The organism is Pelagicoccus enzymogenes (assembly GCF_014803405.1).
GTDB classification, from domain to species: domain Bacteria; phylum Verrucomicrobiota; class Verrucomicrobiia; order Opitutales; family Opitutaceae; genus Pelagicoccus; species Pelagicoccus enzymogenes.
On record NZ_JACYFG010000042.1, the window covers coordinates 1 to 25,570 of the forward strand.

Below are 25,570 nucleotides of genomic sequence, written 5' to 3' on the forward strand. Positions count from 1 at the left end.
GAGCAACTGTGTCACTGAGCAAGCTGTAAGTTAAGTTTTTTGAACAGGCTTTGTATGTGTATGAGCATCTTCCTCATTCCAGCGACGATGGCGCACTTGTACGGCTTGCCCTTGTCCCTGAGCTTCTGGACGTAAGGTCTTATCACTTCGTTGTGCACCGCAGCAGTTTTGGTCGCCATGTAGAGGCACCGTCTGACTTTGGCTCTACCCTCTTGGATGCGTCTTTTCTTCTTGGTCTTTCCGCTGTCGTCGTTGAAGGGGGCGATTCCAGCCAAGGCGACGATCTGGTTCCTGTTGAGGGACTCGATCTCGCTGAGGTGCGCGAGCAGGGTCCAAGCCGTGACTTCGCCCACGCCGCAGACCGAGAGGGCGATGCCTTGCTGGGAGCGCATCTTCGCGTCGCTTTGGACGAGCTCCCTGATGTCCTCTTCGATCGTCTCAAGCTCGTTCTGCACGATCGCGATCATGCGCTCGATGGATGGGTGGATGAGAGGATCGCTGTTTTGCCGCCGGTTTTTCTCGCGGCTTAGCTGTTCGCTCAGATGGCTTCTGCGGTCGAGCAGGGCGGCGAGCTGCTGGCGTTTTTCGCAGGGAGGCGTTTGGGGTCGTATGTTCTTCTCTTTCGCGAAGTTGCGAATCATGCGCGCGTCGATGGGGTCGGTCTTTGCCTTGACCCCCTCGCTCTTGGCGTAGTGTCGCACTCGAGCCGGGTTGACCCTGGCGAAGGGGAGGCCCTTGGCGAGGAGTTGCTGCATGAGGATTCGCTCGTATCCGCCGGTCGCCTCGAAGACGGCCAAGGGCGTCTTGAAGGTGGCGATGTGGTCGGTCAGCTCGCTAAGGGCGTCTGCTTTGTTGGATACGCTGAAACTTCGCTTGTCGCTGAGCGCTTCAAGTGTATCTTTCGATATGTCGATTGCGATAATGTCGTATTCGGTGGGATTCATGGCTTGTATCTGTCTTGTAGAGGTGAGCTCGCGTCTTTGATGACGGGCTCTTTCAACTGTTTGATATCCAAGCCAGGTCGCTTCGAGGGATCGCTGCTCAGCGCTGAGCTCGCTCAATGAGGGCTCCGGACGCAGATTGATCTCACTCGAAACGCGTTCGGACCGGTGGCCGCCGGTTCGAACGATCCTGGCATCCTCTGAAAATGCCATTTGCAGAGGGCTTTTCGAGCCCTTCCTCCGACGAGTTATGGACTCATTCTCGGAAGGGCTCAAAAAGCTGGAAATCAATGGTGGGGAACCTACAAGGACGCAGAGGGCACTGAGGTCTTTGAAATTTGTGGGGACTTGTGTACCGGAGCGACACCAAGGAGACATGGTTAAGGGGTAGGGCTGGTTTTGTTGAGGCTTGGGCGTGCGAGGCTTTTGACGCTTGACGGGTATATTCTTAGGGTATATACCATTCGCCATGAAAGCAGCTAAGATCTTCATGAACGGCCGTAGTCAAGCGGTTCGTCTACCCAAGGAATTTCGCTTCGAGGGTAAAAGCGTTTTTCTGAAGCGAGTCGGCAAGTCTGTTGTTATCGTGCCTGAGCAGGGAGGTTGGGAATCGTTCCGAGAGGGCGCTTGCGATTTCGGTGAGGATTTCCTAGCCGAGCGCAACCAACCTGAGGCGTTTGATGAGAGGGAATCGTTTTGAAGTATCTGTTGGATACGAACATTTGCATCTACACTATCAGGCACCGCCCAGAGGAGGTCTTTCGCCGCGTCGAGGCATGCCGTATTGGTGATATCGGCATCTCCTCCATGACCTATTCCGAATTGTGCTACGGCGTATCCAAGAGTCAGGTCGTGAGAAGAAACCGCGCGGCTCTCGAACGGTTCGTTGCTCCTCTGGAGATTTTGGAATTTGGAGTGGAGGCAGCTTTGGCGTATGGAGAGGTTCGAGCTGCGCTAGAAAAAAAGGGGTCACCCATTGGTCCGATGGATCTTCTGATTGGGGCCCATGCCTTGGCTGCCGGCTGCGTTCTTGTCACCAACAACACCCGTGAATTCGAACGAATTCCTGAATTGAAAGTAGAAGATTGGGTAGCGGCTGGTTAAACCGTTGGGTGTTTTGAATCGCAGCGGGTACGTTCCCCTCTCACGCATGCCGTTTCCTGATATCCCGGACTCGATTGAAGTCCTGCCTGCGTGGCAGTGGATGTTGCGGCATTGATCCGTTGCATCAACCATCGGAGATTAGATTCGCGATCAAAGATCACAGATTACCGATCCCCTATCACCGATCCGCCGGATGCGGTTTCATGCGGTTTCCCGCTTCCTTGCCCGCCATGGTCATGGGGATGTAGCGGAAGTAATCTTTGACGCAGAGGATCTTGAGCATCTTGGCATCGGTCTCGGCCAGTAGCTTGGGAGGTCCAGAAGAAGGGACTGACTCGACCGGACTTGCTCCCTTTGCGATGGGAGCATCCTGCTGTCGGCACCTCTGGCTCATGAGGCTCTATGTATCAGGTTGTTTATGCAAATTGGAATCGTGATTTCCAATTTGCTTTGACGAGCAGTCGATTTTCGCTTCCGGTGGGGGCTATGATTGAGAGAGCGATTACTGGGCTTTTGCGAAGACGCTTGGAGGAGTTGCCAGCGGTTGTCTTGCTAGGGCCGCGACAGTGTGGCAAATCGACCTTGGCGTAGGCACTGATCGCGGAAAGAGGCAAGTCGTTGTATCTCGATTTGGAGCGTCCGTCCGACTTGAGAAAACTCGAGGAAGCCGATGCTTGTTTGGAGCGTTACGCCGCTGAAATGGTATGCCTCGACGAGGTGCAGCGCGTTCCGGAGTTGTTCGCGACCTTGCGTAGCTTGATCGATGACAATCGCAAGCCCGGCAGGTTCTTCTTGCTTGGTTCGGCTTCGAGGGATCTGATTCGCCAGTCCTCGGAGACGCTCGCAGGTCGGGTCGGTTTCCTCGAGCTGACGCCGCTCCTGGTCGATGAGGTCGGAAGCGACGATCTCGATCGTCTCTGGGTTCGGGGAGGGTTCCCCGATAGCTTTCTCGCTCGCACGGAAGAAGCCAGCTTTGATTGGCGATTTGATTTTATTGCGTCCTTTCTGGAGCGCGATTTGCCGCAGCTGGGTTTCAACTACCCTGCGGAGAACATGCGTCGCTTTTGGACGATGTGCGCCCACATGCACGGTCAGGCCTTCAATGCTTCTCAGCTGGGGTCTTCTCTGGGCGTTTCTCACCACACGGCTCGAAGCTATGCTGAGCTGCTTTCGCAGAGCTTCGCCTTGCGCTTGTTGCGTCCGTTCGAGGCCAACGTGAAAAAGCGTCTGGTCAAAACGCCTAAGCTCTACGTGCGCGATTCGGGGGTTCTGCATGCTTTGTTGTCTATCGACGACTTCGACGCGCTTTTTGGGCACCCGATCATGGGAGCGTCGTGGGAGGGGTTTGTTGTCGAGTCGATACTGCCTCGCCTAAAGCCTGCCGTGGAAGCTTCCTACTACCGTTCAGCGAGCGGCGACGAAATCGACCTCGTGCTTTCTCGAGGAGACAAGCGTATTGCGATCGAGTGCAAGGCGTCGAAGGCACCCAAGCTGACAGCAGGGAGCAAGCGATCAATGGATGTGGTGCAAGCAGAGCGGGCCTATGTCGTGGCTCCGGTAGACGAGCGATATCTCGTTGGCGACGGTTGGACGGCTTTGCCGATCGGAGCCCTGCTGATTGAGTTGCGGGAGCTTGGATATCTAGCCTATTGACGAGAGGGGCTGAGACCAAGCTCTGAGATTCGCAATAACAGATCACCGACTTGTCACGCCGTAGTTCACGAAGGCGGATCCGCCCGATCTCCCGCTCCCTTGCCCGATATGGTCAAAAGGATGTAGCGGAAGTAGTCCCTACTGCCGAGGGTTTCGAGCATCTGGGTATCGGTTGAGAATTGTTTAGTCGCATCGCTCCCAAACAGTGCAGAATAGGGAGCCGTCGGATAGCTTTAGCTCTTTGTCACTTGGAGAGGTTCGTTCCAAGGAGGCTTTCCAGATGATGGTTCTTCCCTCGGCGGAGTCGTAGAACGCTCCTGGGTAGGGGTGGGTGACGGCACGAACGAGAGCGTGAGCTTGCTTGCAGGTCATCGAAGCGTCGATTCTTCCGTCTTCAGGTTTTCGACCGGGCCACTCGGTGGCGAGTCGGTTGTCTTGAGGCGTGAGCTCAGCGGTTCCGTCAATGAGCAGTGGCAGGATGCGACTCAGAACGGCATAGTGGGCTTTAGTCGCTTGTTCGTAGAGCATGCGTGCATCGGTTTCCTCGGAGAGTGGGATCTCCCACTGGTCGATGATGGGCCCGGTATCGACGCCTTCGTCGAGCTTGAAAAGCGTGACGCCGGTCTTTTCTAGGCCCTTGAGAATAGCCCAAGGGATGGCAGCTCGACCGCGCCCCTGTGGTAGGAGTGTAGGATGAATGCCGATACAACCCAGGTTTGGAGCGTTGAGGATCTCGGGCTTAGCGATTTGCGACCAACCGATGATGAAGAGCCAGTCAATCTCTGCGTCCTTGATCGCTTGTATCGATTCCGGATCATTTATATTCCGAATTTTGGTGATCGGAATCGAACGTTCCTCGCAGAATGCGTCGATGTAGACGCGGCCTGACTTGCTCTTCGCCATGTTGTCTTTGAGCGTGATGGCGATATCTAGAGTCGCTCCCGCATCGTAAATGGCCTTCATGCACTCGAGTCCGAGCTCGACGCAAGTGACGAATCCTAACTTTCGGTTTTTTGGCATCAGTAGGCTGGCGGTGGTTTTAGTACGTATCCGAAAGTTCGGAGAACAATTTTCAAGTCCATCATCAATGATAATTCGTTTCGGTATTTGGCGTCCCACTTCACCTTTTCGCCCTCAGGCATGTTTTCGTACGAGTTCACTTGGGCTAGCCCTGTTAGGCCGGGTCGAATATCGTAGACACCAGCTTCAGTTCGCGATTTGACCAACTCGATTTGGCTGGCGAGAGCTGGACGAGGACCTATCAGGGACATGGTCCCGCAAAGGATGTTGAAGAGCTGTGGAAGCTCGTCGAGGTTCGTCCGGCGGATGAATCGCCCGACTTTTGTGATTCGAAGCTTCTTCGCTTCTCGAGAGGAGACATCCCCAGTGCCGTTGGGCATGCTGCGGAACTTGAAAATGGTGAATTCCCTGCCGTTTAAGCCGACGCGCTTTTGTCGAAAGATAGCGGGTGAACCGTCCTCGATGTAGATCGCGATTGCCGTGAGCAAGATAATCGGCGCGAGTATGATTATGGCGCACAGGGCGAATAGAATGTCGCCTAGGCGTTTCAAGTAGTTGCCGTAGATCTTCATGAAATGACGGAAAAAACAGTTTGGAATGCCTCGCATGGGCCTAAACCTGATTCGGCTCCCCTCAGAGCCGCTTGTGCCTTGATGGCCTCCTCCGAGCGTGGGTGAGGGTAGGGGCGCATTACGCCTCGGTAGGCTTTCATTGCGGCGATCTTTTTGTCGAGGAAACCGGAAACGGGAAAGTATGAATTTGCGAAAAACGCTGGAGCTGCTGTGGGAAAGCTCCAATCCGTGGAGGATAGGATTTCCATAAAGTGCAATGCCGTGAGCTGGGGAACGTTTGGTCGGCGTTGGCAGAGTCTCGCTGCGGCTTGGCAGGCCCGCGAGACGTGCAGATGGTCGTTGTTCAGATCGCTTGGGTGGTGCGTGAAGATTGTGTCCGCTTGAGTCTCCTCGATGGCAGCTTCGATGAATTGTACGAGGTCGAGGTGCGGAACGGTGTTCAGCTTGATGTTTGGAAAGTCGCCCCAGATGGGCGCGGGCATGCCTAGGATGTCGTGAGCTTTGTGGGTGTCGTCGATGAGTTCCGATTGACCGGGATGCCCTTTGCGTGCGGCTGCGTTGCCAGACAGAATGCAGCTCCGTACTGGAATGCCTTTCGCGCTCAATGCTGCAGCGGTCGCGCCGCAGCCGAGGGTTTCGTCGTCAGGGTGAGCTACTACTATCAGTACGGAATTCATGAGTCTGTTTTTTGAAATGTTTTCGCTATGCCCTCGCTGAGAGTGAATGGGGGGCTCCAGGAGGCATCTGCTTTAAAAGACGCGTTGCACGCTTGCAGCGAGGACTGAAGTTTGTCGAGGGAATAGGAGTCGACACCTGTTGATATATTGAGGTGGGATTTGGCAAAGTCGCCCATCGAAACGATGGCTTTTAGGGTCCAAGCAGGCGGAGTGAAGATTGCCTTCTTTTGGCCTCTGGCAGCTGCGATTTCCTTTACCAGTCCAGCGGTAGAAACGCTCTGGTCGTCGCAAACGATGTAGCACTTTTTGGATACGGATGAGCATGTGAGGCAGGATTCGATGGCACTGATTAGGTTCTCAACATACAGAAATGAGCGCTTGTTCTTGAAGGCTCCGAAAGGCAGTGGAATGGGAATGCTGATTAGCCTTGCGATGCGTTGCATGTTTCCAGGGTTTCCAGGGCCGTAGATGAGAGTCGGTCTTAGGGCTACCCAATCAGTGTGGTCCTGCCCTTGTAAGGCGCTTTCTATGAGCCTTTCTGCTTCCAGCTTGCTCTTGCCGTAGGGCGTTGATGGAGCCTCTGGGGTATCTGAGTCAATGACGCTGGAACTTTCGGATTTGATCGCGGCGATCGAGCTAATGAAAACCAAGCGTTTCACCTTGGCTTGTTTCGCTGCTTTGGCAATCGCCTCCGAAGGAATTGCATTGGCCTGCATATAGTCCTTTTCCGTCAGCTCAGTGTCTCCAATTTGGTGTGCAAGCGCCGCGAGATGGATTACATAGTCGACTCCTAAGAGGAGCTTTTCCCAAGCCTCTTGTGAGCAGGAATCAGTTATACGTATCCATTCTAGCTCAGTCGAGCTTTCGGATGGAGGTGCTGGTGTCCTATGGGTGCATCGTAGTTTGTAACCTTTTCCGATGAATGACTTGATGAGGTTTGTTCCTAGAAAGCCCGTAGCTCCGGTGACGAGAATGCAGGGCATCGAGGCGTTGTCGTCTGTTGTCATTGTTCTATCGCGATGGAGGTCGTGTGTTTGAATGAACCTACCGTCTTGCATTGCAGTTCTATGCGGGTTCCTTCCTGGCTTATGCCAAATTGATGGCAGATGGAACAGGGTTCAGCGAGTGCGCTCATTTTAGGATCAAAATTGATGCTTGCTGCTTTGGTGGATAGCGAGTCCTTGTGGAACAGTTCGATAACATCCCTTCTTGTCTTTGCTATGAAGTCCGAATGGATGATGAAGAAGATGGATACGCTACTGGGGTGATTCAGGGTGACCGTGTCCGTTATTTCGAGGGCTTGGGGGCTTAGTCTCCATTCTCGAGAGTGAGGTCCTGCTAGGTTCTGTTTCTCGTAACCATCGTGTTGTGCGTGGATTATGATCTCTTCCCCTTCAGTTTGCGCGATTATTCGGGAGGTGCGGGCCCTTCTGGCCACGCGGAAACTGGACCACACTTCCTGTGAGTTTTGATGGTTGATGCTAAGACAGTTGTGTGCCGCGGTTGACCTTTGGCTGGTTCTTTCGCGTCCGCTCTCGTATCTATCTACTCCTGTGTCGACGAGAATGCGTTTCTGCCCGACGGATAGCTCGAATCCCAAGGAGTCTGCGTGGGCATGCCCGGGTTGATAAGATGCGCGAATCTCGCCAATGTCTGCGAGTAGACAGAAGTTTCCCGCTTCGGCTCTAGCAAAGCCGCTTGCTTCAAAATGTAACAGCCTAGTTTCGCTCTTTTGGGCGGGGAGCTCGATTGCTAACTCTCCTGCGAATCGGAAGATTTCCTGGTCGGAAGGCGGAATGCCGTAGGCACTGTCACCGAAAAGAGGATAGGCTCCGTCGGGGTGTCTGAGTCCACTCATCCAGCGGAGCGCTCTTTTTGCGACTTCTTGGATTCTTTCTACGGTCCGCTGAGGGATTCTGCCAGGGTAGCCGTTCGAGGCGTTGACTAGTTCGAAGAGATCAAGTGTCAGGATGCGTTGGTACATCGGGCTTCGCTCGAAGTGTCCTCCATCTTCTAGGAACTGCTCGTCAAGTTCCGACTCTATGATGGAGAGCCCGTCATGGAACCATTTCTCGGATCTTTCATTTTGAAAGAACAGTCCTGCGATGAAAAGTGCCTTCCCGTTGGCGAAATAGTGGTTTGCTAGAAGGTGGCGCTCGGTGTTTTGCGAAAGGTGCTCAACCTGTTGGGTCAGGTTCCGCAACAAGTGTTCGGGGAGTTCGCTTCTCTCGTTGTGGAAACGTATCCAGTTAACGATGCGCAAGCTTGTCGGATACGGTGCCCAGGCGGTGCCTGACTTGCAATCGTTTACCCAGCTCTCTATGAGCCTTAGGCATTGGGCGGCTGGTACTTCGAGGGAGTTGATGTAGTGGAAGTAGTGGAGGTTGTACTCCCAGAGAGCAGTGGCGTTGGCTACCTTCCAACCGTTAGCGAACTCAACATCGGAACTGGTATTGAGAAATCGAAACGAGTTAGGGGCTGTAAACTCTCCCGGTGTATTGGGGCCGGACAGCCATTTACCTGCCAGTGGGGTGAGTTTGGGTGCGTAGGCTTTTGCCTTGTGGGACCTCTTCAGTTTAAGAGCGAAAAGAGCAAACCATTGGGCGCGTTTGAGGTGTCGTAGCGTCCGCCAGTAAAGAAGCCCAAAGGAAAGCAGTTTCATTCTGGAAGGATCTTCTAGATGGTCTGTGCAGCGACGTGCGGGGCGTGTGTGCTGGTCATCAGGGCACTGAAGGCTTTGGCGATACGTGCCATGTCGAAACTTGTCTCCGCTAGCTCGCGAGAGCGTTTCCCGTGGAGTTCGCGTAGTTCTGGGTTGTCCGCGTAGTTTTCCAGCGCGTCGGCGAAGGCGATGGCGTCTCCTGGTTCTACAACGCAGCCGTTCCGGTGCTTGGAAAGCATGCCTGCAATCCAGCCTGGGTAGTTGTTGATGATAGGGAGCCCGCAGGAAAGGTAGTCAAAGAACTTGTTAGGAGAGGTGGAGTAGTGGAAAACGGGGAGGTTTTTGAGGGTCATCAGCCCGATGTCGGCTGAGCCTAGGATCTCGGCGAGTTTGGTTTTGGGAATCGGGTCGTTGAAAAAGCAGTTGGTTAGTCCCTCCGCTTTAGCCCTCGACACGAGTTCGGGCTTGATCTTGCCGTCGCCGAAAAAGGCTATCTTTATGTCGTCTCTTCCTCGCCGCTTGAGTTCCTTGGCGGCGTCGAGAATGGCATGTAGGCCATTGGTGAGCCCGTGAGCCCCAGTGAATACAGCTACTGTATCGCCAGCCTCAATACCCGCGACCTTCAAGTCCACTCTACTGCCAGGCTTGAAGAGTTCCAGCTCGCTACCGTTGGGGAGCAGGGCGACGGGAATGCGAGAGGCTGTTTTTTTCTTGATGGCCTTTGTGATTCCCGGGGCTAGTCCCACTGCAACGTCAGCCGTTTGGTAGGATGCCCATTCTAGCGTACTTAACCCGAGTAGGATCACGGGGTTTTTAATTAGGCCCAATGCCCGTGGGGTTTCGGGCAATAAGTCTCTCGATTCGAATACGAAAGGGTTAGAGCGAATCGCTTTTGAGAGAATCCCAGCAATGCCGACAGTCAAGGGACCGGAGGTGGCGAAGATTAGGTCGTAGTCGCCTTTGATGGTTTCTTTCAGGCAGTGTAGCGTGTAGCGCATGAAGATGAGGCTACGCTTTAGGACTGACATGTTGTTCGCATAGGGAACCGCCACTTGAATGACATCGATGCCTTCTACCTGTTTTCGGCGAATAGTGCCGGTGTCGCTACCTTCAATATCTACAGCACCCCTGTCATGTTGGCCGCTAACAACTGTGACCTTATGACCGTCTTCGGTGAGTTGTTTTGCGAATCGGTAAGGGCGTGAGCTGAAGTTGCCGGTTTGCGTGTGAAAGTGGTGCGCGAGGTAAAGAACCTTCATCTTGCTTAGCCCTTAAGTTGTTCGGCAAGTTGTATGGTTACTCTGGATACTTCTATTAGCTGGTCCATCTCTACAGGAGCGGCGGATCCGGACTTGATGGCATCTACGAAAGCCTGCACGCAGGCGTTTTGTCCTTTGTCTTGGGATCGTGTCTTGAACTTTGAGAATCCTTTCCAGCCGAATCCTTTGAGCGACTTGAAGTTGTCGAGCTGAAGCACCTTTTGACCGGCGAAGGCTTCGATGCGTTCCTTGGGGAACCCTTTATCTCCGTTTGCCAGATAGTGGATTGTGGCTTGAGAGCCGTCTTCGAAGGAAAGAATTAGCGTCGCTTTGTCTTCGGTGGTGGCCAGCCTCTGGTCGGGATTGCCTAATTTTGCTCCGTAGAAGCTTTTGATGGGAGCTCCGACTAGGAATCGAGCGAAGTCTATGAAGTGGCAGGCTTCTCCAATGATGCGACCGCCGCCGATTGCTGGATCTTGGGTCCAATGATCCATAGGAATTTCTCCGGCGTTGATCGTAAAGACGAGTGATTTTGGCTCTTTGACGCTATCTAGCAGGGCCTTCATTTTGGTGGCGTGCTGCGAGAAACGGCGATTGAAACCAACCATGACTAGTGGCTGATTGTTGCCAGCTGCCCGGTAGCAAGCTTCGATCTCGCTTAGCTCGTCTAGGGTCATAGCGAGCGGTTTTTCCACAAAAACGTTTTTGCCGGCCTTTAGTGCTTCGCACGTTTGCTTGGCGTGAAGGTTGTGCCGCGTGGCAATAGCGATGGTGTCTGTCGATGCACTGTTTAGGACGGCATCTTCGGAGGTGGCAGCGTTCTGGAAGCCGTGTTTGCGGCCTTGAGTAGCCCCGCTGGCTCCTGAGCTGGTTACGATCGTGTCCAAGCTTGCTCCTGCTTTACTGAAGGCGGGTATCAAGATTCTTCCCGCGTAGTTTCCACCGCCCAGAAAACTGCATTGAGCCTTCTGGGGAGCTCGCTTCGCTTCGGTAAGGCGGATCGTGCTGGATACTAGGTCCGGTCCGGCTGCTTCGGGGTATTCTAGGAGGATGCCGAGCGAGCTCTTGTCATCAAGTTGCGCGTAGGCGTCTAGGGCGTCATCGAAGGAGAAGCGGTGCGAGATAAGTGGTCGCATGTCGATGGCTCCGGAGGCCATCATGTCAAGGATCGCTTCAAAGTTACGCTGTTCTGTCCAGCGGACGAAGCCGACGGGGTAGTCTTGGCCTTTGAGCTCGTATGAGTCGTCGTATCGCCCTGGCCCGTAGGAGCATGAAACTTGGAATGTGAGTTCCTTATCGTAGAACTCAGCTCTTGATAGTTGCAGGCCCACTACGCCAACCAGGATGATGCGGCCGCGCTTGCGCGACATGTTTGCCGCGTTGCTGACAGGCTCGTCGCTCTTTGTGGACGCTGTAATGATGACGGCGTCCATGCCGCGCCCGCGAGAGAAGGCCATGCCTGCCGCTACTGGGTCTTCCCCCTTGGATAGGTCGACTGTTTCGGCTCCGAATGACTGGGCGAACTTGCACTTTTCGCTGTCGAAGTCGATTCCGATTACCCGACATCCGTTGGCGCGCAGTATCTGCACCGTAATCAGCCCTATAAGCCCTAATCCGATGACTGCCACAGATTCTCCGATTGTAGGCTTTGCAAGACGGACGCCCTGCAAGGCGATAGATCCCAAGACGGTGAATGCGGCTGATTCGTCATCAACGTTGTCAGGGATCTTCGCGCACAAGTTCTTTGGCATTCGAACCACTTCTGCGTGGGGGCCGTTCGATACTATGCGGTCACCCGGTTTGATTCCGTCCACTTTGGACTCAAGCACTGTTCCAGCGTTGCAGTAGCCAAGGGGGAGTGGTTGATCGAGTTTGGAGCGCACAGCTTCGATGGTGGGCATGAGTCCGTCGGTCTTGATCTTTTTTAGGACCATTCGAACTTTGTCAGGTTGTTGCCGTGCCTTGTCTATCCAGTTGGCCTTGCCAAAATCGACTAGCATGCGCTCGGTTCCAGCAGAGATTACAGTGCGCGTGCTGCGAATGAGAACCTGGCCTGCACTTAGTTTGGGAGTGGGGACGTCGGCGAGTAGAGTTTCGCCGTTTCCAAGATTTTGAAGGATCTGTCTCATTGTCTAGGGTTGAGAAATGCTTGCAGAGATAAGGTCTATCTTTTCCTGTCGATTTGGGTAGTTGATGAGTACAGCTTTGTATTTGCCTTTGAATACGAATAAGCTTCCTGCCGCTGCGCCAATGAACGGATGCTCTTTGATGAGTTCTGAAATATGTTTGAGAGATCCGGCTCCGCCAATTACTGTCATAGGAATGGTGATTTCAGCTCGAACGCGGTCTATGAGTTTCAGGTCATAGCCTTTCATTGCTCCGTCGTTGTCGATAGAGTTGAGGACTATTTCACCGGCTCCAGCTTTTTGCATCTCGATGGCCAGCTCGACTGGGTCTTTGCCTGTGCTTTTTTTGGCGTTGTGTGTGTAGACACTGAACTTTCCGAAGAGCCCCTTCTTTTTGACGTCTAGCGTGACGACTACGCTTTGTGCTCCTGCCTGCGCGGAGATTTCGGATACTAATCCAGGTGATTCGATGGCGGCAGAGCTTAGGGATACTTTTTCAACGCCGAGTGCAAAGATGCGGCTAGCTTGTTCGGCGGTTTTTACTCCGCCTCCGTAGCACAGCGGCATACGGCACTCTGCGGCTAGGTTTTCGATCATCTTGTAGTCTGGCTCTCGTTTTTCTGCTGTGGCGTCGATGTCTAGGACTACGAGTTCGTCGACCTCCTTCTCGTTGAAGATTTTGACTGCGTTGATGGGGTCTCCTACGTATTTGGAATCACCAAAGCCAAAGGTTTTCACGAGCCCTCTGTTTCGTACTAAGAGGCAAGGGATTATCCGTGGGTGAAGCATGTCTTTAGAGTTGGGCGAAGTTTCGCAGGAGTTGTACGCCGTTGTGGTGGCTCTTTTCGGGGTGGAATTGTACACCATACACGTTGTCCCTGTTTACGGCACAAGTGAAGCGGTTGCCGTAGGTCGCATGGGCGATAGCGTGATGTGGTGTCTCGCACTCGAAGTAGTAGGAATGTAGGAAATAGAAGCGCGAATGCTCTTCTCGCTCTTTGAAAATGGGGAGGTCTGGGGCTTCTACCTCGTTCCAGCCCATGTGTGGCATCTGCGGGACTTTGCTTTCGTCGAATTTGCGTACTTGCCCGGGGATCCATCCCAGACCGGGCAAGTTTCCTTCGTCACTGCCGTTTGCTAACATTTGCATGCCTACGCAGATGCCGATGATGGGAGTTTTGCGTTCGAGCACTGCTACATCCAGAGCCGATCTGAGTCCTGATTCCTGAAGGAGCGTCATCGCATGGTCGAATGCTCCTACGCCGGGAAGTATAAGTTTTGAAGAATTCTTGATCTCAGAGGGATCCGAGGAAATTTTGTGTTCAATATTAAGTCGCTTATAGACGTTCGAAAAGGCACGCAAATTCCCAAGTCCGTAATTTACTATTGTTATCATCTTTTTCCGCCAATCTCAAGCCCGAGGAGTTTCATCGCCTTGGCCCCTAGCTTGTAAATGCTCTGTTGTGATTTGTAGTCTCTGTATGTCTTCTTTGGGATATGTAGATACGACTTTAGTTCCTCGACGGTGATATCGAGCTTGTTGGCGACGAACTGTATGTCGTCTTCGATTGTTTCCGGGTCATAGGCGGGTGACTTGAGCTTTTTCAGGGCCTCTTCGCGGGTCATTTGTCCCGTTAGTATTAAGCTCGAAAATTGGACCTTTCGTGTGTCGTAGCCGAACCGTTCGGGAAGCCAATAGCTTTCGTAGAATCGAGTGAATCGAGATTCGAAGTGCTTTTGTGGGTATGGCTGCCAACCGAACTCATTCTTGAGTAACTCGACTGCTTCCTCCTTTATGTAGGGCATGTGGTTCAAAGGTCTTAGCACTTTTATGCCCTTGATGTAGGGGAGCCAGATCTTATGTCTGATAATCGAGGTCGTTGGGTAGTTCTTTAATCGTTTGCTACCGAACTTCTTTTGTATGTCTTTTATCTGTCTAGCGTCGGACTGGTAGTACATCCACTCGACTGGGTTGCGGACGCACTCTGTCGAAAGGTTTGTGCCAGTTAGGATGTTTTTCACCTTATGTTCTTCGGCGAAATGGTACATCGTCGCAAAAAAGGCGTTATCTTGAGGAGAGTCGATATGGGATACTCCTGATTTGAAGAAAGAAAGCTGCAGGTCTTTCATTTCTTCCCAGTCTATAACTTCGGTGAAAAGATCTAGTCCGAGTTTATCTACTAGTCGCTCGATATTGTTTACAGCTATCTGCGAATTCCAGCCTGCATCGACATGGAAAACTAGGGGGCGAAGATCCAGCACCTCCTTGGCTAAATAAACTAAGTACGAGCTGTCGATTCCTCCGCTCATGCCGATGATACAGTCGAAGTCCTTGCCCTTGCCGCGTTTCTTGATGGAATCGACCATCTTGTCGAGTTCTGCTCTCCCTTCGGGCCCTGTGTTCCAGTTCGGAAGAGTCTTGCTGTAGAATGTGTTGCAGTGGTCACATACGCCTTTTTCGTCAAAGTGGATTAAAGCGTCAGTCGTGTCCATGACGCAATTGGTACAAATCGTGTGTTTGCTCATTTTAGAAAGGTAGTATTAAATTATCGGTTTGGATTTGAGGAGTGCTTGGTATCGTAACTTTAGGTTGTGTGCTTCTTTGACAAGAAGATACACCTCGCGAGGAATTTCTCGCGAGCGTTGTTTCCAGTATTTTAGGTTATGTTCTGTTAGTTGCTCCTTGATTGATTTTGCAGCTTCTTTAATATTGAATGTGTCGATTGTTAGTCCGTTTTTTAGGTTTTCGACTTCAAGTCCATCTCCACAGAAGGAGAAGCTAATGATTGGAATCTGGAATTTACATGCCTCGTAGAAACGATTCGACCTGCAGATTGCTTTTGCTACAAACGAGTCTATTTTATCGTTGTTGTCTGGATAAAAAATTGCTGATAAATCAATCCTACTGTACATCTGGGGAAGATCTTCGGGGGATTTGTATGGGCCAAGGTAATTAAATCCTTTCACTCTCTTAGAGGTTTCGATCAAGTCGTATTCGTCGAGCATATCTACACCTGCAGTGTGGATTTCGAATTTGTCTGGGTAGGATTTTAATAATTCGAGTAGTAGCTTGATGGTCCAGTTGCTTCGGAGGCAGCCGAAATAGCCTATTCTGATTTTCTTTGATGTTGTGGATGCTCGATGGGGGGGTGACGATTCGTCTAGTTTGTTTTCGATTACTAAAAAGTTCTTCGGTTTGATTTTTAGTTTCTCATTAAAATACCAATCTATAAATCCCTTGGATGTCACAATTAGAAGATCTGATTTGATTGAGATGTATGCTTCGATACTACGCAATAATGCTGAAGTTGGGGTGTGGGAAATTTGTATTTCTCGAATGTCAGCAACATCGGAAACCAGCTTGGGTTGAAGTCCAATGCATGCGAGATGGCAAAGACCAGTCAGGTCCGGGCTCATTGAATGCACGATAGATGCACTCTTGCATAGTTTTCTAAGTTTAGCGATGGCTCCGGCGAAGCGGAATAGTCTCGCTAAGTAATTGCCATCGCTAATCCTTGCGAGGGTGATTACTTCGCAGCTTGCTGGTCTTGCCTGTGCGCTTCCTCGGTCGAAAGCGGCTGCCTGAACACTAAAACCGGCGGACTTAATTAGATCGATACGACGTGAGTCCTTTGTGTCGCCAAGCGTTGGTGTAACGACTAGAACTTTATTTCTCCTATTCATACCATTCACGTAGAAGAAGAGCATCTTTCCAGATGTAGGATTCTCTTGAGCGTTCGCAGTTGCTCTTGAATAGATCGTAACCATCGAGTAGCCGTTTGATTCCTGCTTTGATTTCGTCCTTGTCTCTACCGTCCGACCTTATCGAAACGCCAAGCTTATTTTGGTTTACTATATTTGCCATTGATTCGTTTGATCCAGTTATAACTGGAACTCCGAGGGAGATGGCTTGATAAAAGCGATTGGCTTCGCAGTAGCGATTGTTTGGATCGTCGGTATTGTAGAAGACCATTGAAAACGCCGCGCCTGAAAGGTACGGTCCGATATCGAGCTGTTTTACCATTCCGGCGAAATATATCCGCTCGTTGAGGGTGGGGCCATATTCTTCCTTGAGTCGGCCTAATGCTTCAGAGTCATCTATGTTTCCAATTACAACTGCCGCGTGGTTTGTTGTGTCGAGGATTGAAGAGATTGTGTTGTATGGAAATCGATCGCTTGTAGTTAGGCCTTGTAGGTAAACGTAGGAGCGATTGTCTAGCCATTCTGTGAATTTGGGGTCTCGATAACCGCTTTTTGCGAGAGTGACGAAAGTCTCATCTGGATAGTTGTGTAGCGTTTTGTGTTTTTCTGGACCTTTGTGTATCAGACCTACCCTTCTGAGGTAATCTATTCTTTCTTCGTTTGCGTGTATGATTGTCTTGGTCCTTCTTTCGATTAGTGAAAACGCCAGGCGCATAGGAAACCTAATGAATTTTTGTGGAAGTTCATGAAGGTCCCATATCGAACGACCTTTGTAGCTGAGCAGTGGAAACAAAAAGCAATATTCCTCATGGCACCATACTGTATCGAATTCTTTTAGGTGAGGTTTTACCTTCAAGTAAAACTCTATGGCTTTAAGTAGGAGAAATCTGCCTCCTGGAAGCCTGTTTTTGGATGTTAACTCAAAGGAAGTGTAAGGAATTCCGTAGCTAGTGGTGCCGCTTTCGCTGCGATTGTCGGCGAATAGGACGAATATTTTGATTTCAGATCGTTCCGCCAGTGCAATGCATTGTTTTCTAATTCGATCGTCGTATTCTAGTCCGATTGTTCTGCAGATGACCGCAATTTTTTTTTGTTTGGCACTAGCTGTCGTGTGGGTTGTCTTCATGTGGCTGGCTTTTGGCAGAATGCGTTGCGAGTGCTGGGTTTGAATTTAACGTAGAAGTAGTATGCGGAAATAAAAAACACTGAGTTATGTCTATATAGTGAGTCTATGTTCAGGGAGGCAATCGTGAGTAGGGTTAGTGCTACTCTGAATTCGGCAGATTTTGATGAGGAGAAGAGTAGTCCAAGTAGGAGTGCATATAATGTTAAAGGTAGGATGCCATGGAGAAGAACTATGTTTGCGGCGGATGTGTCGGTGATTCTTAATTTGGTGACTGCGTTGAACTCCTCTCGTTCAAAAATGTGTTCCTCAAAGGGTAGTCCGATGAACCATTTCCCCTCCTTTAGCTTATCGAGTATCCCATTGTAAATAATGTCTCTATTCCCGTCGATGGCGGATCCTTGTATGGTTTGCTCCTGGATGATGATTGAAACTATTCTTCTCTCAACCTGATTGGCTATTGTTTCGGATGAGGTTACTGCGATGATGGAAACTAAGGTTGGGGTCGTTACTACTAAGGCAATTTTGAATAATCTGTTTGGTGTCGGGGTGCGCATTCCTGCGTAAATCAGCGCTAGAGAAATTGTGGCGAGGTAGGTTCTGCTGAATGTTAGCGCCACGGTTGCAAGGCTCAGGAGGGTTAACAGATATTGCTTCTTCGCGGAGTAAAGTAGAGCAGTGAGAGCAATGATGGAAAATGATGCGTTGGCATTTACGATTCTGCCATAGTCGATGTCGGTGGTGTCTGAGGGCAGCAGGATGTCTGGTGTCTTTGCTCCGGTTGCAAATTGAATCAGGGACAGTAGGAAGGAGATGCCGACGGAAGCGGATAGTGCCTTCCATGTTTTTTGCGGCGAGATGCGCAATCCGGTTGAGAATAATAGCAGGCATGAGAGGAGCGGGAGCGGGGTGCGTAGTGATCTTACGCAGTCGATTAAGCTCGAATGGTAGACTATTATTTTAAGCAATTCGGTACCTATGATGGCTGAGATGATCGCTAGGGCTATGGGTCTGATGCACGTACCTGTTTGAGGGGATTGGAAGCTGCGCCTTGAGAGCAAATTGATTGTCGGAAGCAGCAAATATCCGAACTCGCGTAGTTCGAAGGTTATGGGGCCTAAAGGAATTGGCGTCGTTGCATTTGTTGGTAAGCTGAATGTTAGTAGTATTGTTGTGCAGAAGAGAAAATCCGCAGCAGAGTGTCGCGCTTGGGGGATTGTTGTTGCGGTTTCTTGTAGTTGATGGCGTATCATTGATAACGTAGCATCTTGAGTTGCTTAAGGGCTGCGAAAATGCGAGCGGTGCTAGTTATGTATTCGAAGGCACTAGCCCCTGTAAGTGTGCGAATGAGCACGATCCAGTATAAGGGGATAAGTAGAAATGTTTGGATTAGCATTGCTATGAGTATGTCTTGGATTTCTTTGGTTGCTGTTAGTGTGATGGCGGCTGCGCTAGCTGTTAGCACTATTAGGTTCCAAATCAAATCTAGGTGGGTTCTGCCGGTTGCTGTAATTAGGTTTCCAATATTGCTCATGTGCAATCGAAAGATCATGATTATGCAAAATACGGAAAATATGGTAGCAGCCGAGCTGTAACTCGAACCGTATGCAAATGTGATAGCTTGGTTTGAGCTTAATGCCAGTGTTGCATAGAGTAGTAGGCCTAAGTATGATGTGATGCTTTGCGTCGATAGGAAGATTTGCTTCCTGTCGGCGTTTTCGGATCCAGCGAGGGTGGGTGTTAACACCTTATTGATCACCGGACCTATGATGGCCGCAGGTTTTAGTGCTAACTCCTTTGCTAGTGAATATCCGCCTAGTGTTTCTGGGCTGAAGAACTTTCCGATGAGTATTATGTCGATATCACGACCAGCAAAGTTGGCCAGCTGCCCACCGGTTTGGTATAATCCAATTTTTAAATAGGAGCGTGTGGATTTGAGACTGAAATGAAGTTGTGGGCGAAAATGTCTACTTCCGTGGTGGCAAAGGAGGGTTGTGGTGGTTAGGGCTTGGATGAGGTGTCCTAGTACTAGTGCCCAAATTTGAAAGTTGCATATAGCAAGGGTTGTGCTGGCGATAAGGCCAGTTATTGCACCCGTTAGGTCTGATTTCGTTGTCTCGGAAAACAACATGTTCTTGTTTATCAGGGTGCGAAAGAATCTCCCCGGGGTGTTTATAATTATATATATAGAAGTTGTGTTGATGATTAGGGATAGGTTGTCTGCTTTGTAAAACTTTTCAATTGGAGAACTTAAGAAAAGTATGCAGATGTAAACTGCGCAGGATATTGCAATTGCCAGCCAGAATAGGCTGGAGAGTGTTTTTTTTGGTATTCTCTTCTTGTGAAACATTGCATTGCATATTCCACTTTCGCTAATAAGGGTCGCTAGCGTTATGGTTATGTTTGTCAGTGCGAATGTTCCGAAATCTTCCTTGTCTAAGTAGCGAGTCAGGATGGCTATTTTTATTATTGCACAAAGTGAGACGACTGCAGAGGATAGTGTTGTCCACTTGATGCCGCTAATTATATTTGAGAGATTGATCACTCAAAGTTTTCTCCGCTTAAAAGAGTTTGGCTCTTTTTCGAGCGGTAGCTGTGATCGCGACAAATTCATTGCTGTATTTTATTTTATTGTCCAGCCACCTTGCTAAGTGTTGGTTTATGAACCAGATGGGGATGCCTAGGATTCTTAGTGGTCCTCTGAGGATTTTTCTGGAAGCGTAATTGAATTTTAGTGTTAGAACGGTGAATATGCCGCCTTCAGTCTTTGTTTCTATATAATCGAAATTGGCTTTCTTTAGGAGATGTTCCAATCCGTATGGGGTGTATCTGAAATAATCGTGTGGTTCCTCGTGCAAGTGCCAGTTGAAAGGCACTTGGATGAGGATGAAGCCATCATCTTTTAGGATTCTGTTTGCTTCAGCAAGGAAGTTGTCGGGCTCGCTTAGGTGTTCCATGACGTGCATCACTAGAGCAGTGTCTGCTGAGTTGTCTGGAAGTTTGATTTCTTCGTTAAGGTTGGAGAACACGTTGACGTTTGATTGATCGTGCAGCGAGTTTTCCCAGTCGACGCCGATATATTGAGAAGCATATTTCTCGATGTCGGGTTTGTATGGGGATTTTCCGCATCCAAGGTCGGCGACTACGCCAACAAAGTTTGAAATGTTCTGTGCGATCGCGTTGTGCGGTGCGTCATAAGCCAGCCAATTGTGAGAAGATTTTTTGATCTTATGCATGTTGCTTCGTTGAGTTGCTCTTTATCGCATTTACTATGTTTTGCGTGTTTTCCTTCGTTTTTTCGGGGGAGATCATGCGATCTAGTGTCTGACGGTTGTGCGTTGCGGAGCTGGTAGAAAGCGGTGAAATTGGTTTGCTGGGATCAGTGTCCAGTTCATCGAACACGATACCTGCTTTTTGAAGAAATGTGAAAGTTGGATTGTCTTTCCGTATAAGGAGTTTAGCTCCTAGGTATAGCATGGCGTATATGTTTCCAAGTGCCTGCTGCCTTCTGTGGTTGAGTATGTAGATCGAGCAGCTTCGAATTGTCGTTATGTAATCGGATAGCGACATATGCCTTCTAAGTGCATGAAAATTCTTTCCCAGCTTGTGCTTTCCGTATTCTTCAATGTGATTTGCGTAGTTTTTGTTCCCGTAGGTGAGCGGCGTTATAACGAGCTTGTCCTCCAGTTGAGTTTTAGAGAGGAAATCTATCGCCTCAATATGGTTGTTTGTTGGGGAGGCGGAGTTGCCTAGGAGAATGTTGTTGCCTGTTATACGCGCTTTGGGCTCAGAGAACGTGTTCGTGTTTCCGTAGCAAAACTTCAAGAAGGAGGCGTTTTCTGTGTTTTGGAAGTGTTTCTTGATGAGTTCGTAATCCTCACTGATTACGGGAGCGATGTACTTGATCTTTTTTAGCGCTTCTTCTTGGTGTTGGTATTCGTTTTTACGTATGCCTAGAACGGACAGTATTTGCTTTAATTTGTCATTATAGCGTTTGATGCCTTTGAGTCGGGAATCTAGTTTGAGCGTTTGGGGTAGGAGGAGATTGTTTTTTAGCTCGGGATGCGTTTGGTAAAAGTCAGCCCCCCAGGGTAGCCAGATGCAGGTGGCGCTTGTTTCTAAGTTAGACAGAAATTTGGAGAAATCTAAGCTTAGAGAGTGAAACAGTATGCCGTCGAATGATTTAGCGAACTGTTTGAACTGCTCGCTACTCAGCTCCTGTTTAGCGATGCTTCGCAGTCTATCATGTTGGGCAATGTTTTCTGGTGGGGAACCCTCTTTTGTGACGGTTATATATTCGCAAACGCAATTAGGGTTTTCTTCGAAGGAATTTATGACAAAGTTGATAAAGGAAAAATCGTATGTAAGATGAAGTATCCTAATCATCTGATCTAGAAATGTTGATGCTGATGTAGATTCGGCGATTGTCGCTATCGGTATAGAACGCGTTTTTAAACTCCCCGTGTGTTAGTGCTCTCAGAAGATTGATGTGATTCTCTAGAGTGTCGCGTTTGTTTAGGTCTAGTTTGCAGAGTTCTTTGAAGTCCTTTACACTATTATAGTTTCCTTCTGATTTCGCTGCTGTTGCGGTGTATTCATTTCTTATTATTTTCCCTAAATTTTCTGAGATCAGTTGGATTTCCGCATGTTGTACCCTCTCGTATACATCCAACGATGTATCCGTTGGCCCAATTGCAATCTGGGTTTGGGCAATTATAGCTCCGTGGTCGATCTCATCATCGATTTCGTGAATCGTACATCCAGCAGGTAAACCATTGATGATCGAAAATACTTGTGGGTACCATCCGCGATTGTATGGATTTAGGCCAGGATGTATGTTTATACAGCGGATTTTGTTAACTAGATCTGGTGGGAATATTTGTTTGCAATGAGCTGAGATGACTAGGTCGAATGTAGATGTTATTGCGTTAATCGTCTCCGTTTTTTTGAGATTGGCGGGGATGGCACCTAGTTCTTTTAGTGCCTCAGCTGACTTGTTTATCGAGCTATAGAAGTATGTGAACTCTGTGTTATCGATTGTCTTAGCCAGCGTCTGGATATTCTCAGTTAGGAAAACATTGTCGGATATGATGAGGATCTTCTGCATAAGTGGTACGTTAGCTGTTGAACGCGGTTGCTAGTTGATGACAGATGTATTCAACCGTCTCCTGGCTAAGGTCAGGGTATATTGGCAAATTCAATACGCTTTGAGCAAGGTTGGTTGCGGTGGGGAGGTTGTCGGGCGATGCTGAGGGAAGAGCTCTGTAAGGGGGGAATTCGCTGATTAGTGGGTAAAAGTATCGCCTTACTATTATATTCCGCTTTCGAAACTCCTCGTAGACCTTGTCGCGAGAAAGAGCGTATTCGGGTTCTATAAAAATAGGGAAATAAGAGAAATTGTGCTCAACGTTACTAGGTATAGGAATCGTTCTTATGCCTTTTATGTTTTTGAGGGCATCTGCGTAAAGCTGGTGAACTCTGCTTCTTTTCTCTATTTCAGACTCAGCGGACTTGAGTTGCAGTAGGCCGTAAGCTGCTTGCAGTTCGTTCATCTTAGCGTTGATGCCTGGTGCGACGACGGTTACTTCGTCCGCGAATCCAAAGTTCTTAAGAAAGTCTAATCGACTTTTTGTTTTGGAGTCGTGGCAAATAATTGCACCTCCTTCGATCGTATTGAATGCTTTAGTGGCGTGGAAACTTAATATCGAAAGGTCTCCGTAGTTTAGGATGGATTTGCCGTTTTCCCTGACATTGAATGCATGTGCTGCATCGTATATTAATTTCAATCCGTAAGTGTCGGCGATTCTCTGTAGTTCCGAGTTGTCGGCTGGATTGCCGTATACATGGACGGGAACGATCGCTGTGGTTTTTGGTGTGATTAGCGATTCTATGCTCTTTGGGCAGATGTTTCCGTAAATAGGATCAACATCGCAAAAGATGGGGCGAATGCCGTTCCAGTTAAGTGCGTGTGTAGTGGCTACAAAGCTATATGGAGTCGTTATAACATCACCGGTGATGCGTAGGGATTGCAGTGCTGTTATTAGTGCCAACGTTCCGTTCGAGAAAAGAGAAACGTATTTGACGCCAAGAAACTCTGCCAGTTCTCTTTCGAAGCGTTGGTGGAAGGCTCCGTTGTTGGTGAGCCATTTGCTGTCCCATAGTATTTTTAATTGATCGTGAAATTCGTTTAGGTCTGGTAATGATGGTCTCGTGACGAAAATTGGGAATTTTGGCTTTTGCATTGCTTTTTTATGTTTAAAATATGTTTTATTTTAGTAAACCGCGGGTATCTATATGTACTATGTCTTTAGGTATTTTGGAAAGCGATGTTGCAAAAAGTGAGTGATCAACTAAAATGAGTATCAGGTCGCACCAATTTGAGGAGGCGATTATGTCTTTTGAGAAGGTGCCGTTTTTCAGGTTGCCTGGAAGTTGCTCGATGTTGGGTTCTACGAACTGGAGGTCGATGTCGGTCCGTTGAGATAGGATCTCGGCGATTTTCATGGCGGGGCTTTCGCGGAGGTCGTCGATGTCGGGCTTGAAAGCTAGGCCGGCGACGGCTACGCGGGGTTTACGGCGACCGTCGAGGAGACGCTGGGTTTGGGCGATGGCTTGTTCGGTTTTTTGCACGACCCAGTCTGGCTTGCTGTCGTTTACTTCCCGGGCGGTGCGAATGAGTCGGGAGAGTTTAGGGTTTGCAGATACGATAAACCAGGGGTCGACGGCGATACAATGGCCGCCTACGCCGGGCCCGGGCTGGAGGATGTTGACGCGGGGGTGGCGGTTGGCGAGGGAGATGAGCTCCCAGACGTTGATGCCTTGGTCGTCGCAGATGAGGGAGAGTTCGTTAGCGAAGGCTATCGAGACGTCGCGTGAGGCGTTTTCGGTGAGCTTGCACATCTCGGCAGTGCGGGCGTTGGTGGTGATGCACTCGCCTTCGACGAATGTTTTGTATAAGTCGACGGCTGCTTGCGAACAGGCAGGGGTCATGCCTCCGATGACGCGGTCGTTTTGCACTAGCTCGCGGATTACGTGACCGGGGAGGACGCGTTCGGGGCAGTGAGCGATTCGGATGTCTGAGGATTCGCCTTTTTGCTGGGGAAAGGTAAGGTCAGGGCGGGCCTCGGCGAGCCATTCGGCCATTTGTTCGGTGGCGCCGACGGGGGAGGTGGATTCGAGGATGACGAGGCTTCCTCGCTTCAGGGTGGGGGCGATTGCCTTTGAAGCGCTCTCAATGTATTTCAAGTCGGGAACGTGGTCATCTTTGAAGGGGGTGGGAACGGCTATGATATAGGCGTCGGCTGCTTCTGGGATGGCGGTGGCTCGTAGGTAACCTTCGGATACCGCAGCGCGAACGACGATATCAAGCTGAGGCTCTACGATGTGGATCTTGCCCTGGTTGATGGTATCGACGGCGTGTTGGTTTACGTCTACGCCGATAACTTTTTTCTTGCGGGAGGCGAAGACCGCTGCGGTGGGAAGGCCGATGTAACCGAGGCCGATGACTGAGATGGTTTCGAAGGACATGGTAGTGGAAAATTTTTAACCGCGGAGATCGCTGAGAACGCGGAGTTCTTGATAGGTTTAAATTTTGGTTATATTAGGCGTGCACGAGCTGGGCAGCTAGGGCATCTGCTATGCGTGGGCAGGCTTTGCCGTCGCCGTAGGGGTTGTGGGCTCGGGACATGGCGTTGTATTGGGTTTCGTCTGAGAGGAGGGCGCGGGCCTCGCGGACGATGTTGTCTTTGTTGGCCCCAACTAGCTTCACAGTGCCTGCTTCGACCGCTTCTGGACGCTCGGTGGTGTCGCGCATCACGAGAACGGGCTTGCCGAGGGAGGGAGCTTCTTCTTGGACGCCGCCTGAATCGGTGATGATCAGGTAGGAGCGTTGCATGAGGTAAACGAAAGGTAGGTAGTCGAGTGGGGCTATGAGATGGATATTGGATTGGCCCTTGAGGATGCGGTTGACGGGTTCCTGTACGTTGGGATTCAGATGCACCGGGTAAACGATCTCGCAGTCGGGATGGGCGTCAGCGATCTCTTTGAGGGCTTGGCAGATGTTTTCAAAGCCCTGACCGAAGCTCTCGCGTCGGTGGCCGGTGACGAGGATCAGGCGTTTCTCAGCGTTTAGGAATTCGAATTGATCCGCGAGTTTGCGGGATAGTGTTTGATCGCGATCTAGTTTTTGTGAAACCCAAAGCAAGGCGTCGATTACGGTGTTGCCTGTTACGTGTATAGATTCTGTCGATACGTTTTCTGCGAGGAGGTTTTGCTGCGACTTTTCGGTCGGGCAGAAATTGTATTTGGCGAGGGCTCCGGTGAGCTTGCGATTCGCTTCTTCTGGCCACGGGGAGTAGATGTTTCCGGTACGCAGGCCGGCTTCAACGTGCCCAACATCGATCTTTTGGTAGTAGGCTGCAAGGGTTGTGGAAAGGGTGGTAGAGGTGTCGCCGTGAACGAGAACGGTGTCTGGCTGAAAGTCCGCTAGGACTGGCTTGATTCCGGTGAGGATGTTGCAGGTGATGTCGTAGAGGTCCTGTCCGGGCTTCATAAGGTTTAGGTCGTAGTCCGGGGTGATTTCGAAGAGTTCTAGGACTTGGTCCAACATTTCTCGGTGCTGGGCGGTGACGCAGACGCGGCAATCGATTTCGGGACGGCTTTTAAGCTCGTGAACGAGGGGGGCCATCTTGATGGCTTCTGGACGGGTTCCGAATACGCAGAGAACTTTCAT

The 25,570-nt window shown here is 50.1% G+C and carries 25 protein-coding genes; 3 read left to right on the forward strand and 22 right to left on the reverse strand.

The window, feature by feature from the left end; genetic code table 11:
* Positions 1 to 11: 11 nt before the first annotated feature.
* The gene (locus tag IEN85_RS18205) at positions 12 to 1,154 is read right to left on the reverse strand and encodes an IS110 family RNA-guided transposase (RefSeq protein WP_224772532.1); all 1,143 of its coding nucleotides are present in this window, start codon (positions 1,152 to 1,154) and stop codon (positions 12 to 14) included.
* 256 nt (positions 1,155 to 1,410) lie between these two features.
* On the opposite strand from IEN85_RS18205, the gene vapB reads away from it, so the two are divergent.
* Both vapB and vapC read left to right on the forward strand, forming a co-directional pair.
* A complete protein-coding gene (vapB, locus tag IEN85_RS18210) occupies positions 1,411 to 1,641 on the forward strand; it encodes a type II toxin-antitoxin system antitoxin VapB (RefSeq protein WP_191618544.1) in 231 nt (76 codons plus the stop codon).
* Complete coding sequence (gene vapC / locus IEN85_RS18215; protein ID WP_191618545.1) at positions 1,638 to 2,045, forward strand: type II toxin-antitoxin system tRNA(fMet)-specific endonuclease VapC; 408 nt, start codon at positions 1,638 to 1,640, stop codon at positions 2,043 to 2,045. The genes vapB and vapC overlap by 4 nt, the downstream gene beginning before the upstream one ends.
* 178 nt (positions 2,046 to 2,223) lie before the next feature.
* Here the strand turns inward: vapC and IEN85_RS18220 are convergent, their stop codons facing one another.
* Positions 2,224 to 2,439, reverse strand: coding sequence for a hypothetical protein (locus tag IEN85_RS18220; RefSeq protein ID WP_191618546.1), 216 nt, complete (start codon positions 2,437 to 2,439; stop codon positions 2,224 to 2,226).
* 224 nt (positions 2,440 to 2,663) lie between these two features.
* Here IEN85_RS18220 and IEN85_RS18225 point away from each other — a divergent pair, with 224 nt between their 5' ends.
* Positions 2,664 to 3,698, forward strand: coding sequence for an ATP-binding protein (locus IEN85_RS18225; RefSeq protein ID WP_224772727.1), 1,035 nt, complete (start codon positions 2,664 to 2,666; stop codon positions 3,696 to 3,698).
* 183 nt (positions 3,699 to 3,881) lie between these two features.
* Here the strand turns inward: IEN85_RS18225 and IEN85_RS18230 are convergent, their stop codons facing one another.
* From IEN85_RS18230 to wecB, 20 genes are all read right to left on the reverse strand, one after another.
* Complete coding sequence (locus IEN85_RS18230; RefSeq protein ID WP_224772728.1) at positions 3,882 to 4,718, reverse strand: formyltransferase family protein; 837 nt, start codon at positions 4,716 to 4,718, stop codon at positions 3,882 to 3,884.
* Positions 4,718 to 5,290, reverse strand: a complete 573-nt coding sequence (locus tag IEN85_RS18235; protein WP_224772729.1) for a sugar transferase — start codon at positions 5,288 to 5,290, stop codon at positions 4,718 to 4,720. The genes IEN85_RS18230 and IEN85_RS18235 overlap by 1 nt, the downstream gene beginning before the upstream one ends.
* A complete protein-coding gene (locus IEN85_RS18240) occupies positions 5,287 to 5,967 on the reverse strand; it encodes a PIG-L deacetylase family protein (protein ID WP_191618547.1) in 681 nt (226 codons plus the stop codon). The genes IEN85_RS18235 and IEN85_RS18240 overlap by 4 nt, the downstream gene beginning before the upstream one ends.
* Complete coding sequence (locus tag IEN85_RS18245; protein ID WP_191618548.1) at positions 5,964 to 6,974, reverse strand: NAD-dependent epimerase/dehydratase family protein; 1,011 nt, start codon at positions 6,972 to 6,974, stop codon at positions 5,964 to 5,966. The genes IEN85_RS18240 and IEN85_RS18245 overlap by 4 nt, the downstream gene beginning before the upstream one ends.
* Positions 6,971 to 8,629: a heparinase II/III family protein gene (locus tag IEN85_RS18250; RefSeq protein ID WP_191618549.1), complete on the reverse strand. Its 1,659-nt coding sequence runs from the start codon at positions 8,627 to 8,629 to the stop codon at positions 6,971 to 6,973. Before IEN85_RS18250 ends, IEN85_RS18245 begins: the two co-directional genes overlap by 4 nt.
* 14 nt (positions 8,630 to 8,643) lie before the next feature.
* Positions 8,644 to 9,888, reverse strand: a complete 1,245-nt coding sequence (locus IEN85_RS18255) for a glycosyltransferase family 4 protein (protein WP_191618550.1) — start codon at positions 9,886 to 9,888, stop codon at positions 8,644 to 8,646.
* Positions 9,889 to 9,893: 5 nt separating this feature from the next.
* The gene (locus IEN85_RS18260) at positions 9,894 to 12,017 is read right to left on the reverse strand and encodes a bi-domain-containing oxidoreductase (protein WP_191618551.1); all 2,124 of its coding nucleotides are present in this window, start codon (positions 12,015 to 12,017) and stop codon (positions 9,894 to 9,896) included.
* Between the two features lie 3 nt (positions 12,018 to 12,020).
* Positions 12,021 to 12,803 (reverse strand): AglZ/HisF2 family acetamidino modification protein, encoded by a 783-nt coding sequence (locus tag IEN85_RS18265; protein ID WP_191618552.1) that lies wholly within the window; start codon positions 12,801 to 12,803, stop codon positions 12,021 to 12,023.
* Positions 12,804 to 12,807: 4 nt separating this feature from the next.
* Positions 12,808 to 13,410 (reverse strand): imidazole glycerol phosphate synthase subunit HisH, encoded by a 603-nt coding sequence (gene hisH / locus IEN85_RS18270; protein WP_191618553.1) that lies wholly within the window; start codon positions 13,408 to 13,410, stop codon positions 12,808 to 12,810.
* Positions 13,407 to 14,540 (reverse strand): N-acetyl sugar amidotransferase, encoded by a 1,134-nt coding sequence (locus tag IEN85_RS18275; RefSeq protein WP_191618554.1) that lies wholly within the window; start codon positions 14,538 to 14,540, stop codon positions 13,407 to 13,409. The genes hisH and IEN85_RS18275 overlap by 4 nt, the downstream gene beginning before the upstream one ends.
* Positions 14,541 to 14,555: 15 nt before the next feature.
* Entirely contained in the window at positions 14,556 to 15,782 is a 1,227-nt protein-coding gene (locus IEN85_RS18280) for a glycosyltransferase family protein (protein WP_191618555.1), read from the reverse strand.
* Positions 15,691 to 16,842 (reverse strand): glycosyltransferase family protein, encoded by a 1,152-nt coding sequence (locus IEN85_RS18285; protein WP_191618556.1) that lies wholly within the window; start codon positions 16,840 to 16,842, stop codon positions 15,691 to 15,693. The genes IEN85_RS18280 and IEN85_RS18285 overlap by 92 nt, the downstream gene beginning before the upstream one ends.
* On the reverse strand, positions 16,839 to 18,092 hold the full coding sequence (locus IEN85_RS18290) for a hypothetical protein (RefSeq protein WP_191618557.1): 1,254 nt from the start codon (positions 18,090 to 18,092) through the stop codon (positions 16,839 to 16,841). The genes IEN85_RS18285 and IEN85_RS18290 overlap by 4 nt, the downstream gene beginning before the upstream one ends.
* The gene (locus IEN85_RS18295; protein WP_191618558.1) at positions 18,089 to 19,384 is read right to left on the reverse strand and encodes a lipopolysaccharide biosynthesis protein; all 1,296 of its coding nucleotides are present in this window, start codon (positions 19,382 to 19,384) and stop codon (positions 18,089 to 18,091) included. Before IEN85_RS18295 ends, IEN85_RS18290 begins: the two co-directional genes overlap by 4 nt.
* 16 nt (positions 19,385 to 19,400) lie before the next feature.
* Complete coding sequence (locus IEN85_RS18300) at positions 19,401 to 20,075, reverse strand: class I SAM-dependent methyltransferase (RefSeq protein WP_191618559.1); 675 nt, start codon at positions 20,073 to 20,075, stop codon at positions 19,401 to 19,403.
* Positions 20,068 to 21,225, reverse strand: coding sequence for a TDP-N-acetylfucosamine:lipid II N-acetylfucosaminyltransferase family protein (locus IEN85_RS18305; RefSeq protein ID WP_191618560.1), 1,158 nt, complete (start codon positions 21,223 to 21,225; stop codon positions 20,068 to 20,070). The genes IEN85_RS18300 and IEN85_RS18305 overlap by 8 nt, the downstream gene beginning before the upstream one ends.
* Positions 21,218 to 21,946 (reverse strand): dTDP-4-amino-4,6-dideoxyglucose formyltransferase, encoded by a 729-nt coding sequence (locus IEN85_RS18310; protein ID WP_191618561.1) that lies wholly within the window; start codon positions 21,944 to 21,946, stop codon positions 21,218 to 21,220. The genes IEN85_RS18305 and IEN85_RS18310 overlap by 8 nt, the downstream gene beginning before the upstream one ends.
* A gap of 10 nt (positions 21,947 to 21,956) precedes the next feature.
* Positions 21,957 to 23,081, reverse strand: a complete 1,125-nt coding sequence (locus IEN85_RS18315) for a DegT/DnrJ/EryC1/StrS family aminotransferase (protein WP_191618562.1) — start codon at positions 23,079 to 23,081, stop codon at positions 21,957 to 21,959.
* 25 nt (positions 23,082 to 23,106) lie between these two features.
* Entirely contained in the window at positions 23,107 to 24,366 is a 1,260-nt protein-coding gene (wecC, locus tag IEN85_RS18320) for a UDP-N-acetyl-D-mannosamine dehydrogenase (RefSeq protein WP_191618563.1), read from the reverse strand.
* Positions 24,367 to 24,439: 73 nt separating this feature from the next.
* Positions 24,440 to 25,570, reverse strand: a complete 1,131-nt coding sequence (gene wecB, locus IEN85_RS18325; protein WP_191618564.1) for a non-hydrolyzing UDP-N-acetylglucosamine 2-epimerase — start codon at positions 25,568 to 25,570, stop codon at positions 24,440 to 24,442.

Excerpts from the sequence above, each read along its gene's own strand:
- IEN85_RS18205 (WP_224772532.1), bottom strand. The coding sequence starts at position 1,154 with ATGGCATTTTCAGAGGATGCCAGGATCGTTCGAACCGGCGGCCACCGG.
- vapB (WP_191618544.1), top strand. The coding sequence starts at position 1,411 with ATGAAAGCAGCTAAGATCTTCATGAACGGCCGTAGTCAAGCGGTTCGT.
- IEN85_RS18220 (WP_191618546.1), bottom strand. The coding sequence starts at position 2,439 with ATGAGCCAGAGGTGCCGACAGCAGGATGCTCCCATCGCAAAGGGAGCA.
- IEN85_RS18230 (WP_224772728.1), bottom strand. The coding sequence starts at position 4,718 with ATGCCAAAAAACCGAAAGTTAGGATTCGTCACTTGCGTCGAGCTCGGA.
- IEN85_RS18235 (WP_224772729.1), bottom strand. The coding sequence starts at position 5,290 with ATGAAGATCTACGGCAACTACTTGAAACGCCTAGGCGACATTCTATTC.
- IEN85_RS18240 (WP_191618547.1), bottom strand. The coding sequence starts at position 5,967 with ATGAATTCCGTACTGATAGTAGTAGCTCACCCTGACGACGAAACCCTC.
- IEN85_RS18245 (WP_191618548.1), bottom strand. The coding sequence starts at position 6,974 with ATGACAACAGACGACAACGCCTCGATGCCCTGCATTCTCGTCACCGGA.
- IEN85_RS18250 (WP_191618549.1), bottom strand. The coding sequence starts at position 8,629 with ATGAAACTGCTTTCCTTTGGGCTTCTTTACTGGCGGACGCTACGACAC.
- IEN85_RS18255 (WP_191618550.1), bottom strand. The coding sequence starts at position 9,888 with ATGAAGGTTCTTTACCTCGCGCACCACTTTCACACGCAAACCGGCAAC.
- IEN85_RS18260 (WP_191618551.1), bottom strand. The coding sequence starts at position 12,017 with ATGAGACAGATCCTTCAAAATCTTGGAAACGGCGAAACTCTACTCGCC.
- IEN85_RS18265 (WP_191618552.1), bottom strand. The coding sequence starts at position 12,803 with ATGCTTCACCCACGGATAATCCCTTGCCTCTTAGTACGAAACAGAGGG.
- hisH (WP_191618553.1), bottom strand. The coding sequence starts at position 13,410 with ATGATAACAATAGTAAATTACGGACTTGGGAATTTGCGTGCCTTTTCG.
- IEN85_RS18275 (WP_191618554.1), bottom strand. The coding sequence starts at position 14,540 with ATGAGCAAACACACGATTTGTACCAATTGCGTCATGGACACGACTGAC.
- IEN85_RS18280 (WP_191618555.1), bottom strand. The coding sequence starts at position 15,782 with ATGGTTACGATCTATTCAAGAGCAACTGCGAACGCTCAAGAGAATCCT.
- IEN85_RS18285 (WP_191618556.1), bottom strand. The coding sequence starts at position 16,842 with ATGAAGACAACCCACACGACAGCTAGTGCCAAACAAAAAAAAATTGCG.
- IEN85_RS18290 (WP_191618557.1), bottom strand. The coding sequence starts at position 18,092 with ATGATACGCCATCAACTACAAGAAACCGCAACAACAATCCCCCAAGCG.
- IEN85_RS18300 (WP_191618559.1), bottom strand. The coding sequence starts at position 20,075 with ATGCATAAGATCAAAAAATCTTCTCACAATTGGCTGGCTTATGACGCA.
- IEN85_RS18305 (WP_191618560.1), bottom strand. The coding sequence starts at position 21,225 with ATGATTAGGATACTTCATCTTACATACGATTTTTCCTTTATCAACTTT.
- IEN85_RS18310 (WP_191618561.1), bottom strand. The coding sequence starts at position 21,946 with ATGCAGAAGATCCTCATCATATCCGACAATGTTTTCCTAACTGAGAAT.
- IEN85_RS18315 (WP_191618562.1), bottom strand. The coding sequence starts at position 23,081 with ATGCAAAAGCCAAAATTCCCAATTTTCGTCACGAGACCATCATTACCA.
- wecC (WP_191618563.1), bottom strand. The coding sequence starts at position 24,366 with ATGTCCTTCGAAACCATCTCAGTCATCGGCCTCGGTTACATCGGCCTT.
- wecB (WP_191618564.1), bottom strand. The coding sequence starts at position 25,570 with ATGAAAGTTCTCTGCGTATTCGGAACCCGTCCAGAAGCCATCAAGATG.